The 13,810-nt window shown below is 69.1% G+C and carries 16 protein-coding genes; 10 read left to right on the top strand and 6 right to left on the bottom strand.

The window, feature by feature from the left end; translation table 11 throughout:
- Positions 1 to 4: 4 nt before the first annotated feature.
- On the bottom strand, positions 5 to 1,141 hold the full coding sequence (gene lptF, locus HHL28_RS04335; protein ID WP_075770044.1) for an LPS export ABC transporter permease LptF: 1,137 nt from the start codon (positions 1,139 to 1,141) through the stop codon (positions 5 to 7).
- Between the two features lie 402 nt (positions 1,142 to 1,543).
- Here lptF and HHL28_RS04330 point away from each other — a divergent pair, with 402 nt between their 5' ends.
- The 5 genes from HHL28_RS04330 (at position 1,544) to HHL28_RS04310 (ending at position 4,987) form a co-directional block, all read left to right on the top strand.
- On the top strand, positions 1,544 to 3,037 hold the full coding sequence (locus HHL28_RS04330) for a leucyl aminopeptidase (RefSeq protein WP_075770043.1): 1,494 nt from the start codon (positions 1,544 to 1,546) through the stop codon (positions 3,035 to 3,037).
- 91 nt (positions 3,038 to 3,128) lie between these two features.
- Entirely contained in the window at positions 3,129 to 3,521 is a 393-nt protein-coding gene (locus HHL28_RS04325; protein ID WP_169654766.1) for a hypothetical protein, read from the top strand.
- 130 nt (positions 3,522 to 3,651) lie between these two features.
- Positions 3,652 to 4,101 (top strand): DNA polymerase III subunit chi, encoded by a 450-nt coding sequence (locus tag HHL28_RS04320; RefSeq protein WP_075770041.1) that lies wholly within the window; start codon positions 3,652 to 3,654, stop codon positions 4,099 to 4,101.
- A gap of 206 nt (positions 4,102 to 4,307) precedes the next feature.
- A complete protein-coding gene (locus HHL28_RS04315) occupies positions 4,308 to 4,586 on the top strand; it encodes an AbrB/MazE/SpoVT family DNA-binding domain-containing protein (RefSeq protein ID WP_075770040.1) in 279 nt (92 codons plus the stop codon).
- Complete coding sequence (locus HHL28_RS04310) at positions 4,583 to 4,987, top strand: type II toxin-antitoxin system VapC family toxin (protein WP_075770039.1); 405 nt, start codon at positions 4,583 to 4,585, stop codon at positions 4,985 to 4,987. Before HHL28_RS04315 ends, HHL28_RS04310 begins: the two co-directional genes overlap by 4 nt.
- A 15-nt stretch (positions 4,988 to 5,002) precedes the next feature.
- Here HHL28_RS04310 and mltG read toward each other — a convergent pair whose 3' ends face one another.
- The 5 genes from mltG to fabD all read right to left on the bottom strand — a co-directional run bounded on the left by mltG (position 5,003) and on the right by fabD (position 9,542).
- Entirely contained in the window at positions 5,003 to 6,013 is a 1,011-nt protein-coding gene (gene mltG, locus HHL28_RS04305) for an endolytic transglycosylase MltG (protein ID WP_404326482.1), read from the bottom strand.
- Positions 6,014 to 6,017: 4 nt separating this feature from the next.
- Positions 6,018 to 7,283: a beta-ketoacyl-ACP synthase II gene (gene fabF, locus HHL28_RS04300; protein WP_075770037.1), complete on the bottom strand. Its 1,266-nt coding sequence runs from the start codon at positions 7,281 to 7,283 to the stop codon at positions 6,018 to 6,020.
- Between the two features lie 107 nt (positions 7,284 to 7,390).
- Complete coding sequence (locus tag HHL28_RS04295; protein WP_075770036.1) at positions 7,391 to 7,627, bottom strand: acyl carrier protein; 237 nt, start codon at positions 7,625 to 7,627, stop codon at positions 7,391 to 7,393.
- Between the two features lie 208 nt (positions 7,628 to 7,835).
- Entirely contained in the window at positions 7,836 to 8,573 is a 738-nt protein-coding gene (gene fabG, locus HHL28_RS04290; RefSeq protein ID WP_075770035.1) for a 3-oxoacyl-[acyl-carrier-protein] reductase, read from the bottom strand.
- 27 nt (positions 8,574 to 8,600) lie between these two features.
- Positions 8,601 to 9,542, bottom strand: coding sequence for an ACP S-malonyltransferase (fabD, locus tag HHL28_RS04285; RefSeq protein ID WP_075770034.1), 942 nt, complete (start codon positions 9,540 to 9,542; stop codon positions 8,601 to 8,603).
- Between the two features lie 243 nt (positions 9,543 to 9,785).
- On the opposite strand from fabD, the gene HHL28_RS04280 reads away from it, so the two are divergent.
- From HHL28_RS04280 to HHL28_RS04260, 5 genes are all read left to right on the top strand, one after another.
- Positions 9,786 to 10,448 carry an energy transducer TonB gene (locus tag HHL28_RS04280; protein WP_075770033.1) on the top strand — a complete coding sequence of 221 codons (663 nt, stop codon included), beginning with the start codon at positions 9,786 to 9,788 and terminating at the stop codon, positions 10,446 to 10,448.
- A 252-nt stretch (positions 10,449 to 10,700) separates the two neighbouring features.
- The gene (gene rpsF / locus HHL28_RS04275) at positions 10,701 to 11,171 is read left to right on the top strand and encodes a 30S ribosomal protein S6 (protein WP_075770032.1); all 471 of its coding nucleotides are present in this window, start codon (positions 10,701 to 10,703) and stop codon (positions 11,169 to 11,171) included.
- Positions 11,168 to 11,464, top strand: coding sequence for a 30S ribosomal protein S18 (gene rpsR, locus HHL28_RS04270; RefSeq protein WP_075770031.1), 297 nt, complete (start codon positions 11,168 to 11,170; stop codon positions 11,462 to 11,464). Before rpsF ends, rpsR begins: the two co-directional genes overlap by 4 nt.
- A gap of 16 nt (positions 11,465 to 11,480) precedes the next feature.
- Complete coding sequence (rplI, locus tag HHL28_RS04265) at positions 11,481 to 12,035, top strand: 50S ribosomal protein L9 (RefSeq protein ID WP_075770030.1); 555 nt, start codon at positions 11,481 to 11,483, stop codon at positions 12,033 to 12,035.
- A gap of 234 nt (positions 12,036 to 12,269) precedes the next feature.
- On the top strand, positions 12,270 to 13,772 hold the full coding sequence (locus tag HHL28_RS04260) for a replicative DNA helicase (RefSeq protein ID WP_075770029.1): 1,503 nt from the start codon (positions 12,270 to 12,272) through the stop codon (positions 13,770 to 13,772).
- Positions 13,773 to 13,810: the final 38 nt, after the last annotated feature.

Genomic DNA, 13,810 nt, shown 5'->3' with positions numbered 1-13,810 from the left:
GGGGTCACTCCGCCGCCGCGGGCGCCGGCGGGGCGAGCCGCCGGGACAGGGCGCGCCGCACGATGCGCCAGTTCTTCATGTACCAGAGGCCCAGCACCGTCGGCAGGATGCAGGTGGCGTAGAGCAGCGGCGTGAGGGTCGGGTTCTTGCCCACCAGGTTGGCCACGCCCAGCACGGCGCTCTGCAGCACCAGCGCGGCCACGGCGGCCCCGGCGATGCGGGAGGCGCGGCCCCGCCGGCTGAACTCACCCGGCAGCAGGGCGCACATGGCGATGACGGTGAAGGCCAGGGCCAGCAGCGGCGTGGACAGGCGGGAATGCAGCTCCGCCCGCAGGCGGGACTTGAATTCCTGGTCCAGCGGGTCGTTGGAGATGCGGAACAGCTCCCCGATGGGGCGTTCCCGCGGGTCGGGCCAACGGGTGCCGAGCTGCTTGCGCAGGACCTGGAGGTCCACGGTGTAGCGGCCGAACTCCAGCCACTCCAACTTGCCGGTGGGTTCGTAGAACTTCATCTGGGTGCCGTTGGAGACGACCACCCGCGGGTTGTCGCCCACATCCATCAGCATGCCGTACTCGGCCACGATGGTGGTCTGCGCCTCCGGGCTGCGGATGTCGTGGATCAGCAGGCCGCGCAGCTCCCCGTTGCGGCCCCGCTCCCGGATATAGACGGTGAGCCCCTCGCCCACATCGTTGAAGGTGCCCTCCCGCAGCAGGACGGCAGAATACTCGCTCCGCACCTCCTCCCGCATGCGCACCAGCTCCCGCTGGGCGGCGGGGCCGATGCTGACGGTCAGGGCGTAGCAGACCAGGGCCACGCCCAGGCCCAGCAGCAGCGCCGGACGGGCCAGCGCCATGGGGCCGAGCCCGGCGGCCCGCATCACCACCAGCTCGCTGTCCATGGTCAGCTTGTTGTAGGTGAACAGCACCGCCGACAGCAGCGCGATGGGCAGCACCAGCGACAGGAAGGTGGGGAAGGTCAGCACCGCCATCTTCAGGAACATGGCGAAGGGCGCCCCGCCCTCCACCACCAGCTGCACCAGCCGCAGGGACTGGGTCAGCCAGATGGCCGCGGCCAAGCCCACGGTGACGAACAGGGTCGCCACCGTCAGGTTGCGCAGCAGGTAGCGGCCGATCTGGTTCATGGTCCCCGCTGTTCCGTCGGGCCCGTGCGGACTTGCACGCGGCAGGCAAGCATACCTTGTCGTTTACACGACCGGCCTTTGGCCGTGAACGTCCAAAGGCCCCCTCAGACGCCGGGCGCCGCCATCCGGCGGCTTGGCTTCGCGACCATGGGGTCGCGGGCCGCCGGTCGGCGTCCTCCGGGGGCATGCCCCCGGGTCTAAGGCCGGATCGGGGCGGCAAGATGGCACGCGCGCCCCGCCGGTCCGGCGCCGAAAGGGGCAGTGACGTGCGGGCACGGCTTGACATGGTTTGGTGGCTGTTCTTTATCGACTCCCAAGCACCAAGACAACACCCGGGGCCGCAGGGCATCCCCCCGCGCGGCACCCCCGGGGCCACCAGCAGCACCAGCCAGGAAGACAAGAATGAAGATCTCCTTCTCGCCCCTCGCCCTGCCGAAGGCGGGCGTGATCGCCGTGACCGTGGCGGCGGACCGCAAGCTGGGTGGCTTCGGGCAGGATTTGGACCAGCGCACCGGCGGCCTGCTGACCCGCGCCATGGAGTCGGGCCGCTTCTCCGGCAAGGCGGACGAGGTGCTGAGCGTGCTGGCCCCCACGGGCGTGGAGTCGCCGCGCATCCTGCTGGTGGGCATCGGCAAGCCGGCCGACGGCACCGCCCTGACCGCCAACAACACCGGTTCCGCCGCCATCGCCGGCCTGCTGGCCAGCGGCGAGACGGAGGTGGCCATCGCCGCCGACGCCCATGAGGGTGCGGCCCTGGCGGGCGCGGAGTTGGCGGTGGAGATCGCCTTTGGTGCCCTGTCGCGCAGCTATCGCTTCGACAAGTACAAGACCAAGACGCCGGAGGACAAGAAGCCCTCCCTGAAGAAGGTCACCGTCCTGACCGCCGACGCCGGTGCCGCCAAGAAGCTGTGGCCCCGCCACGAGGCCCTGGCCGACGGCGTGTTCCTGGCCCGCGACCTGGTGTCCGAGCCGGGCAACGTGATCTATCCGGAGAGCCTGGCCGACCGCTGCCTGGAGCTGCGCGACCTGGGCGTCGAGGTGGAGGTGCTGGACGAGAAGAAGATGCGGAAGCTGGGCATGGGCGCCCTGCTGGGCGTCGGCCAGGGCAGCACCCGGCCGCCCCGGCTGGTGGTCATGCGCTGGAACGGCGGCGCCCAGGGCGACGCGCCGGTGGCCTTCGTCGGCAAGGGCATCACCTTCGACACCGGCGGCATCAGCATCAAGCCGGCCGCCAACATGGAAGACATGAAGTGGGACATGGCGGGCTCCGGCGCCGTCGTGGGCCTGATGGCCGCCCTGGCCGGCCGCAAGGCCAAGGCGAACGTCGTGGGCGTGGTGGCCCTGGCGGAGAACATGCCCGACGGCAACGCCCAGCGCCCGGGCGACATCGTCACCAGCATGTCCGGCCAGACCATCGAGGTGCTGAACACCGACGCGGAAGGCCGCCTGGTCCTGGCCGACGCCCTCTGGTACACGCAGGCCACCTTCAAGCCGAAGTTCATGGTCAACCTGGCCACGCTGACCGGCGCCATCATCGTCAGCCTGGGCAACGAGCATGCCGGCCTGTTCAGCAACAATGACGAGTTGGCGGACAAGCTGGCGGCCTCCGGCAAGAAGGCGGGCGAGATGCTGTGGCGCATGCCGCTGGCCCCCGCCTATGACAAGGACATCGACAGCGACGCGGCCGACATGAAGAACATCGGCCGCCCGATGACCGCCGGCAGCATCATCGGCGCCCAGTTCCTGCAGCGCTTCGTCAACAACGTGCCCTGGGCCCACCTGGACATCGCCGGCACGGCCTGGAGCAAGACCGACCGCGGCTACATCCCCAAGGGCGCCACGGCCTTCGGCGTGCGCCTGCTGGACCGGCTGGTGGCCGACCACTACGAGGGCTGAGGCCGGCCCCGACACACGGCCCCGGCGGCAGGCCTTCCTGCCCGCCGGGGCCGTGCCCATTTGATGGAAAACCCGTTTCGGAGCGTTCCCCATGGCCCGCCCCCTCGCCCGACTGGTCGCCGCGGCCCTGCTGTTCTCCCCCCTGGCAGCCACGGTCGCCCTGCCCGCCCAGGCCCAGCAGGCGCCGCAGCGGGAACCCAACGGCCAGATGACCAACGTGCTGCCCGACCCGCCCGACGGCTGGAAGGCGGACGAGGTACGGCTGGCTGGCGGCGTGATCGCCATGTATTCCGGCGTCTCCGCCGAGCGGACCTACAGCAAGGGCGACATGCGGGTCGTGGTGTCCGCCACCCGCAGCAACACGCTGAACAAGGCCATCGCCGGCTCCATCGCCAACACGGGCACCCTGCCCCCCGGCGCCCGGGTCGAGGTGGTGGCCGGGCGCCGGGCGGTGGTGGCGGAGGCCAAGACCCCCGCCGGCTGACCGTGCAGATCCCCGCCGGGACCACCGGCCTGTTGATGCTCGTGACCGACAGCGCCACCCTGCAGGACTTGGCCGCCCTGGCCAAGGAAGCGAACTTCACCCTGCTCACCGACCGCTAGGCCCCTGCCCCATGGCCGAGCTGCGCTTCTACCACCTGACCCGCAAGACCCTGGAGCAGACCCTGCCCGGGCTGCTGGAGAAGTCGCTGGAGCGGGGCTGGAAGGCCGTGGTGCTGACGGGCAGCGAGGAGCGGGCGGAGGCGCTGGCCCAGCACCTCTGGACCTACAAGCCGGACGGCTTCCTGCCCCACGGCACGGCCAAGGATGACCACCCGGACCGGCAGCCCGTGTACCTGACGCCGGAGGATGAGCGGCCCAACGGCGCGCAGGTGCTGTTCCTGACCGACGGGGCGGAAAGCGGGCGAATGGCCGAGTATGAGCTGGCCTGCGACCTGTTCGACGGCAACGACCCGGACGCCGTCAGCGCCGCCCGCCGCCGCTGGAAAACCGCCAAGGACGCCGGCCACGCCCTGACCTATTGGCAGCAGAACGAGCGCGGCGGCTGGGAGAAGAAGGCCTGAGGCAAGCCGCCATTGATCGTGACCGATCAACGGCCCCTCATACGCCCCCGGCTCGGGGGCCGGGGCAGGCTCGCGCCCGCATCCGCGGGCTTGGCTTACGCGGCCATGGAGCCGCGGGCCGGCAGTCGCCGGCCTTTATGGGGCCCTGTTGTGCCCGCCCGCGGACTATCCTACATTTGTGGGAGGGGTACGGAGGACAACGGCAGATGTCTACGACGATCAAGGTCAACGACCAGGGCGAAGCGGTCCTGCCGGAGGACGTGCTGAAGCAGTTGGGCGTCAAGCCGGGGGACGTGGTCGAGGTAGAGGTGCTGCCCGAAGGGCGGGCCATCGTCCGGCGGTCTCTACCTGACCAGCCGGTCGGGAAGAAACGGAATATCCAAGAGCTGTTCGGCATCCTGGGGCCGCCCCCAATCAAGAGGCCACCGCCCACGATTGAGGAGATAAATGAGGCAATCGCAAAGGGTTGGGCTGGGGAGCCATGATCTTCACAGTCGACACCAATATCCTGGTGCGAGCCATCATGCAGGATGATCCTGCGCAAAGCCCGATCGCGACCCGTTGTTTGCAGACCGCTCAGAAATTTGCTGTGCCTACCCCAGTTCTGTGCGAGCTGGCGTGGGTTCTAAGTCGGACTTATGGGTACACAAGGTCCGCCCTGGCCGTTGCCATCTTTGCCTTGCGCGATTTTGAGAATGCGATCTTGGATACCGAAGCCGTTGACGCTGGCCTCGCCATGCTTCACGCCGGTGGCGACTTCGCGGATGGCGCCGTCGCGCACATGGGAAGCCGGATGGGGGCGCCCCTGTTCCTGAGCTTCGATCAGAAAGCGGTCAAGCTGCTGCGCCGGGTCGACCGGCAGGCCGCGTTGCCCACCGAGGTCTGATCCCCCTCCCCTGCCTTACTGCCGCCCGTCCTGCACCCGCCGCCAGGCCGCGACGTTGCGGTTGTGCTCGTCCAGGGTCTCGGCGAAGGCGTGGCCGCCGGTGCCGTCGGCGACGAAGTACAGGTACTTGTGGGATTCCGGGTTCAGGGTGGCCTTCAGGGAGGCGAGACCCGGGTTGGCGATGGGGCCGGGGGGCAGGCCGTCGATGAAATAGGTGTTGTAGGGGTTTTCCAGCTTCCAGTCGGCCCGGGTCAGGGGCCGCTCCAGCGGGCCCTTGCCGCCGGTCAGGGCGTAGATGGTGGTGGGGTCGGACTGGAGCTTCATGCCCATCCGCAGGCGGTTGACGAAGACGCCGGCCACCTTGGGCCGCTCCGCCGCCATGCCCGTTTCCTTCTCCACAATGCTGGCCAGGGTCACCGCCTCTTCCACCGTCTTCACCGGCAGGTCGGGGGCGCGGTCGGGCCACAGGCTTTCCAGGGCCTTGCGCATGTCGGCCGCCATGCGGGCCAGCAGGGCGGCGCGGTCGTCGCCCCAGGAATAATGGTAGGTCTCCGGCAGCAGGGTGCCGTCGGCGGGGATGGCGGTGACCTCGCCGCTGAAGGACGGCTCGGCCCGTAGCAACTCCACGATCTGGGCGCTGGTCAGGCCTTCCGGGACGGTGAAGCGGCGGATGACGGTCTTGCCGCTCTCGATCAGGTCCAGCACGTCCTTCAGGCTGATCCCGGCGGGGATGGCGTATTCGCCGGCCTTCAGGCGGCGGACGGAGTCGCGCAGCTTCAGGGCCACCAGCACGTCACGTTCGCTGCGCACCACCCCCGTGGAATCAAGCTGCCGGGCGATGGCCTGGACGCCGGTGCCCCGGGCGATGACGATCGTGGTGTCCTGGGCCAGCGGCCCCGGCCCGACATAGCGCTGCCACCCATACCATGCCGCCCCGCCCGCCGCGGCCAGCAGCAGCAAAAGCAACGCCGCCGCCGGCATCAGCCAGCGGCGGCGCTTTGGCGTGTCAGGGGTCGCCCCGGCCACGGCCTCAGGCGAACTGCTTGAAGACCAGCGAGGCGTTGGTACCGCCGAAGCCGAAACTGTTCGACAGGGCAGCGCGCACCTTGCGCTCCTTCGCCTTCAGCGGGACCAGGTCGGCGCCCTCCGTCCCTTCGGACGGGTCTTCCAGGTTCAGGGTGGGCGGGACCACCTGGTCCCGGATGGACAGGATGGAGTAGATGGCCTCCACCGATCCCGCGGCACCCAGCAGGTGGCCGATGGCGGACTTGGTGGAAGACATGGAGGCGCCGGACAGGTCGTCGCCGAACAGGCGGCGCACGGCGCCCAACTCGATCAGGTCGCCGACGGGCGTGGAGGTGCCGTGGGCGTTGATGTAGTCGATCTCGTCCGTGTTCAGGCCGGCCCGCTTCAGCGCCATGCGCATGGAGCGGAAGCCGCCATTGCCGTCCTCCGCCGGGGCGGTGATGTGGTAGGCGTCGCCGGACATGCCGTAGCCCACGATCTCCGCATAGATCTTGGCGCCGCGCTTCTTGGCGTGCTCCAGCTCCTCCAGCACCACCACGCCGGCGCCCTCACCCATGACGAAGCCGTCGCGGCCCTTGTCATAGGGGCGGCTGGCCTTCTCGGGCGTGTCGTTGTAGCCGGTGGACAGGGCGCGGGCGGCGGCGAAGCCGGCCAGGCCCAGGCGGCTGACAGCGGCCTCAGTGCCGCCGGCAACCATCACGTCGGCATCGTCCAGCGCGATCAGGCGCGCCGCGTCGCCCAGGGCGTGGGCGCCGGTGGAGCAGGCCGTGACCACCGAGTGGTTCGGGCCCTTGTAGCCATGGATGATGGAGACGTGGCCGGAGGCGAGGTTGATCAGGGCCGACGGGATGAAGAAGGGCGACAGGCGCCGGGGCCCCTTCTCCGCCAGCAGCACCGACCCGTCATAGATGGCCGGCAGGCCGCCGATGCCGGAACCGATCATCACGCCGGTGCGCTCGGCCTGCTCATCGTCGGCGGGCTTCCAGCCGCTGTCCTTGATGGCCTCATCCGCCGCGCCGATGGCGTAGAGGATGAAGTCGTCGATTTTCTTCTGGTCCTTCGGCGACACGTAGGCGTCGGGGATGAAGCCCCCCTCCACCTCCGTCCCCCGCGGCACCTGGCCGGCGACCTTGCAGGGGATGTCCGACACGTCGAAACGCGAGATGGCGCTGATGCCGGACGTTCCGGCGATCAGGCGATCCCAGTTGTGCTGGACGCCGACCCCGAGGGGGGTGACGAGTCCAAGACCGGTGACGACGACGCGGCGCATGGCAGGACCTGTGGCAATTTCTGTCTGGCACGCCCCTCAGGTGGGGCTTCTGGCAAAAGATGTCGAGGCCGGCCCGCGAGGGCCGGCCCCGTCCACCGGCCGGAAAATCAGGCGGACTTCGACTGGATGAAGTCGATGGCGTCCTTCACGGTCAGGATCTTCTCCGCGGCGTCGTCCGGGATCTCGATGCCGAACTCCTCCTCGAAGGCCATGACCAGCTCGACGGTGTCCAGCGAGTCGGCGCCCAGATCGTCAATGAAGCTGGCGGTCTCGGTGACCTTGGCCTCCTCGACACCCAGGTGCTCGACGACGATCTTCTTCACGCGCTCGGCAATGTCGCTCATCTGCTTGGACCTTTCAGGATCTTCCGGTGGTCAGTTGGGATTCTGTGGCGTTCGAGGAGGAGGGCGGACCCTTGGAGGTTCGTTTTGCCCCGGTCTTACCCGTGCCGGTCAGAAAAGTGCCGTCACTTACCATAGACCGCGGCCCCTGACCAGCACCCGAGAACGGGGTAGGTGCCCACCCGCTCCCCCAGGGCTTGAGCGCCCCTGGTCAGATCATCGCCATGCCGCCATTGACGTGCAGGGTCTGGCCGGTGACATAGCCCGCCTCCTCGCTCGCCAGGTACACGACGCCGGCGGCGATGTCGCCGGGCGTGCCCAGGCGGCCGGCCGGGATGCGGCCGGACATGGCTTCCTTCTGCGCGTCGGTCAGCACGTCCGTCATGGCGGTCTGGATCATGCCGGGGGCGAGGCAGTTCACGGTGATGTTGCGGCTGGCGACTTCCTGGGCCAGGGCCTTGGAGAAGCCGATCATGCCGGCCTTGCTGGCCGCATAGTTCACCTGGCCCGGGTTGCCGGTGACGCCGACCACGGAAGTGATGCCGATGATGCGGCCCCAGCGGCGCTTCATCATGCCCTTCACCAGGGCGCGGGACAGGCGGAAGCCGGCGGTCAGGTTCACGTCCAGGACGGTCTGCCAGTCCTCATCCTTCATGCGCAGGATCAGGGTGTCCTTGGTCAGGCCGGCATTGTTGACCAGGATGTCCACCTGGCCGAGTGCTGCCTCCGCATCCTTGGCGAGCTGTTCCACCGCGGCAGGGTCGGACAGGTTGGCGGGGACGACCTTGGCCCGCTCCCCCAGCTCCGCGGCCAGGGACTCGAGGGCGGCCACCTTGGTGCCGTGCAGGGCGACGGTAGCGCCGCGGGCATGCAGGGCCTTGGCGATGGCGGCGCCGATGCCGCCGGAGGCGCCGGTGACCAGGGCGGTCTTGCCGGTGAGGTCGAACATGGGGTGTCTCCCGTTCCCTGGGTCAGATCAGGCGATGGTGAAGGCGGCCACGTCGGCGGCGGTGCCGACGGACAGGCCGGCCAGTTCCTTGTCGATGCGCTTGGCGAGGCCGGACAGCACCTTGCCGGTGCCCAGCTCCACCAGCTCCGTCACGCCCTGTCCCTTCATGAACAGCACGCCCTCACGCCAGCGCACGGTGCCGGTCACCTGCTCCACCAGCAGGCGGCGGATGGTGTCGGGGTCAGTCACCGCGGACGCGGTCACGTTGGCCACCACGGGCACCACGGGGGCGCTGATCCTCGCGTCGGCCAGGGCGGCGGCCATGGCATCGGCGGCCGGCTGCATCAGGGGGCAGTGGAAGGGGGCGGAGACAGGCAGCAGCACGGCGCGCTTGAAGCCCCGCTCCGCCGCGATCTTCATGGCCCGCTCCACGGCCGCCTTGTGGCCGGAGACAACGACCTGGCCGGGGGCGTTGTCGTTGGCGGCGGTGCAGATCTCACCATCCGCGCTGGCGGCGGCCGCGATCTCCACCGCGGCGTCCAGGTCGGCACCCAGGATGGCGGCCATGGCGCCCATGCCCACGGGCACGGCCTTCTGCATGCTCTGCCCGCGCAGGCGCAGCAGGCGGGCGGTGTCGGCCAGGCCCAGGCCCCCGGCGGCGCAGAGGGCGGAGTATTCGCCCAGGCTGTGGCCGGCGACGAACGCGGCGTGGGCCTTCAGGTCCAGCCCCTTCTCCGCCGCCAGCACGCGGGTGACGGCGACGGAGACGGCCATCAGGGCCGGCTGGGCGTTCTCGGTCAGGGTCAGCTCATCGCCCGGGCCCTCGAACATGAGGGTGGAGAGCTTCTGGCCCAGGGCCTCGTCCACCTCCTCGAAGGTCTGGCGGGCGATGGGGAATGCCTCGGCAAGGTCCTTGCCCATGCCGACGGCCTGGCTGCCCTGGCCCGGAAAGACGAACGCGCGCGTCATTGACTGGTCCCGCCCGTGGTGGATTGGCGTTGATTTGGGGACTGCCCCGATTTCGCGCCCTTGATAACGGCTGTACCGCCTTAGTCAAGCCGTGACGATTACGGAAGGTGGGCAGCCATCCGCCCATTGGGCGAGTCGGGAAAGATTGTTCGCCGGCACAGGTGCCCTGTGAATTTTCCTTAGAAAAGACAAGGTCCATGGGTCATGCTGTTACCCCTATCCATCTGGTCAAGGGAGGTACGCATGGTCGCCGTTCCCCTCAACCACCGCCGGGCCGCGCACAGCCCCGCCAGGATTGCCGGCCTCGCCGCCGTCGGCGCGGCCCATCTGGGGCTTGCCCTTTATGTGCTGAGCCAGCCGTCGCTGCTGACCTTCACCCCGGTGAAGCCGCCGGTCATGGAGGTGACGACCCGGACGGAGACGGTGAAGGAACTGCCGCCCCCGCCGCCGGTCACCGAGACCGTGACGACCCAGGTGACCAACCGCATCCCGACGGTGACGACGACCATCAACATCGAGACCCCGCCCGCCTCTGCCAACCGTCCGGTGGCCACCGCCCCCGCCGACACGGTGACGGGCCCCACCCCGGTGGCGGGGGTCCCGGCCAAGCGGGCTATCGTGCCCGGCAGGATCGACCCGAAGACCTGGACCGCGCCGGAATACCCGTCCCAGTCGGTGCGGCTGGAGGAGGAAGGCCGCGTGGTGCTGCGCCTGTTCTGCGACGTGAGCGGCCGGATCACCGTGGCCGAGATCGCGGAGGGCAGCGGCAAGCCCCGCCTGGACAACGCCGCCCTGACCCAGGCCCGCCGCGGCGGCTGGACCTGCCAGCCCGGCACCGTGGACGGCAAACCGGACGGGACGTGGTTCGACCTGTCCTACCGGTTCAAGCTGGAGGGGGGACGGTAGGTCGGGGTGACCATCGGGAACCCCGACATGTGACGGCGCCGTGGGATGTCGGGGTTTGCTGCCGCTCACCCCGACCTACGGCGGCGCATGGCTCAGTCCGGCATTTTCCCTTGCCCCCCGGCCGCCCCTGTGTATAGTGCGCGCCTTCCGAAACCCCGCCGGCACTCGCCAGGTGCCGGCTAGGCCCGTGCGGCCGGGCTCCCGACATGGGGGACCTCCGGCGGCGGGCCAGCAACAGCCATGGGGAGTTGTATGGCACTGTATGAAACCATCCTGATCGCCCGCCAGGACATCGCGTCCTCGCAGGTGGAGGGGCTGACCGAGACCTTCAGCAACATCCTGAAGGAAAACGGCGGCTCCGTCGTGAAGACCGAGCAGTGGGGGCTGAAGACCCTCGCCTACCGGATCAACAAGAACCGCAAGGGCCACTACGTCTATCTCGGCATCGACGCCCCCGCGGCGGCCGTGGCCGAGATGGAGCGCAACATGTCCATCAGCGAGGACGTGCTGCGCTTCATGACCGTGAAGGTCGAGAAGATCGACGAGGCCCAGACCGCCATGCTGGCCAACAAGGGCGAGCGCAACGAGCGCGGCCCCCGTGGCGGCTTCGGCGACCGCGGCCCGCGCCGTGACTTCGGCGACCGTGGCCCCCGTCGTGAGTTTGGTGACCGTCCCCGCCGCGACGCGGAGCCCCGGTCCGAGGGTGAAGGAGACCGCGCATGAACGCCGAACGTACCCCTGGCGCCGGTGGCCCCGGCGGCCCCCGTTCCGGTGGCGGTGGTGGCGGCGGTGGCCGTCGCCCGTTCTTCCGTCGCCGGAAGACCTGCCCGTTCTCCGGCCCGAACGCGCCGGCGATCGACTACAAGGACATCAAGCTGCTGTCCCGCTTCATCTCCGAGCGCGGCAAGATCGTCCCGTCCCGCATCACCGCGGTGTCGGCCAAGAAGCAGCGTGAGCTGGCCCGCGCCATCAAGCGCGCCCGCTTCCTCGCCCTGCTGCCGTACATCGTGAAGTAAGGCCAGGAGAACAGACATGGACGTCATTCTGCTGGAGCGGATCGAGAAGCTCGGCCAGATGGGCCAGGTGGTGAAGGTGAAGCCGGGCTACGCCCGCAATTACCTGCTGCCCCGCAAGAAGGCCCTGCGCGCGACCAAGGAGAACCTGGCTTACTTCGACAGCCAGAAGGCCCAGCTTGAGGCCCGCAACCTGGAGCTCCGCAAGGAGGCCGAGGTGGTGGCCAAGGGCGTGGACGGCATGACCGTGGTCGTGCTGCGCCAGGCCGGCGAGACCGGCGTGCTGTACGGCTCCGTCGTGTCCCGTGACGTGGCCGAGGCGGTGACCGCCAACGGCGTGACCATCAGCAAGGGCCAGGTGGCGATCGACACCCCGATCAAGACCCTGGGCCTGTTCAAGGTCCGCGTCGTGCTGCACCCCGAGGTCGCCGTGGCCGTGACGGTCAACGTGGCCCGTTCCGCCGAGGAGGCCGCCCTGCAGGCCCAGCGCGGCGGCATGGTCGCCCGCACCGACGACGAGGACGAGGACCAGGCCGAGGAGGCCCCCGAAGGCGACGAGGAGACGGAGGCCTGAGGCTTCCCCTTCCCCGTCCATCGGGTTCGAGTACCGGAACGGCGCAGTCGCAAGGCTGCGCCGTTTTCGTTTGTTCGGGACCGTGGCAGAAAAATCCCCTCGCCCTTTCCCGCTGAAACGCTACCCTCCCCCACACTTGTCCACAGAACCGTTCACATCCTGTCCACGGCTTGCACCTAGGCTGGGGCGTGGACGGATGTCCCGTCGCTGCCCCCGCCCTGTTACACTGGCATCATGGACACCAAGCTGATCGACCCGCCGTCAAAGGCGCTGACCATCCCCACCTATCGCACCCCGCCCCACAACGAGGAGGCGGAGCAGGCGGTGTTGGGCGCCGTCCTGGTGAACAACAAGGCTTTCGAGAAGGTGGGCGAGTTCCTGCGCCCGGAGCACTTCTTCGACCCGGCCAACCAGAAGATCTACCAGGCCATCATGAAGATGGTGGACCGCGGCCAGGTCGCGAGCCCCATGACCCTGAAGGCCTATTTCGAGCAGGACCAGGACCTGGCGGAGATCGGCGGGACCGAGTACCTGGCCCGGCTGGCCGCGGCCATCGTGACCGTGCAGAACGTGGAGGATTACGGGCGGATCATCCACGACGCCTACCTGCGCCGGCAGTTGATCGAGGTCGGCGAGGACATGGTCAACCATGCCTACAAGCACGACCTGGACGTGACGGCCAACGACCAGATCGAGGAGGCCGAGAAGAAGCTGTTCGAGCTGGCCAGCTTCGGCGACGTGAAGGGCGACTTCATCCCGTTCGAGCGGGCCCTGAAGCTGGCCATCGACAATGCGGAGGCCGCGTTCCGCCGCACCAGCCACGTCACCGGCGTGACGTCCGGCCTGCGGGACCTGGACAGCAAGCTGGGCGGCCTCCACCCCTCGGACCTGCTGATCCTTGCCGGCCGCCCGTCCATGGGCAAGACGGCGCTGGCCACCAACATCGCCTTCAACGCCGCCAAGGCCTACATGCTGTCGGGCGGCAAGGAAGGGGCGCCGGTCGGCTTCTTCAGCCTGGAAATGAGCGCCGAACAGTTGGCCCTGCGTATCCTGGCCGACCAGGCGGAGGTGTCGGGCGACAAGATCCGCCGCGGTGAGATCGCGGCCAGCGACTTCCCCAAGTTCGTGGAGGCCAGCCAGTTCCTGTCCCGCGTGCCCTTCTTCGTGGACGACACGCCGGCCCTGAGCATCACCGCGGTTCGCACCCGATGCCGCCGGCTGAAGCGCACCCATGGGCTGGGGCTGGTGGTGGTGGACTATCTGCAGCTGCTGCGCGGCGGCGGGGCGGGCCGGGGGCCGGAGAACCGGGTCCAGGAAATCTCCGAGATCACCCGCGGCCTGAAGGCCATCGCCAAGGAATTGCACGTCCCGGTCATCGCCCTGTCCCAGCTTTCCCGCTCCGTGGAGCAGCGTGAGGACAAGCGGCCCCAGCTGTCGGACCTGCGCGAGTCGGGCTCCATCGAGCAGGACGCGGACGTGGTCATGTTCGTGTTCCGCGAACAGTATTACCTGGAGCGCGCCGAGCCGGGCCGCCGGCCCGACGAGTCGGAGGACAAGTACAACGACCGGTACCAGCGCTGGCAGGAGCGGCTGGGCGAGGTGCACAACACCGCCGAGGTGGTCATCGGCAAGCAGCGCCACGGCCCGGTGGGCACGGTGCGGCTGTTCTTCGACGGCAACTACACCCGCTTCGGCGACCTGGACACCACCCATCCCGGCGGCGGGTACGAGGAGTGACGGTCGCGGCATGACGGAGCCCCCCTGGACCCGGCCCT

The organism is Aerophototrophica crusticola (genome assembly GCF_012913305.1).
Classification (GTDB): Bacteria; Pseudomonadota; Alphaproteobacteria; order Azospirillales; family Azospirillaceae; genus Niveispirillum; species Niveispirillum crusticola.
This window is presented reverse-complemented; position numbering and strand designations above follow the sequence as displayed.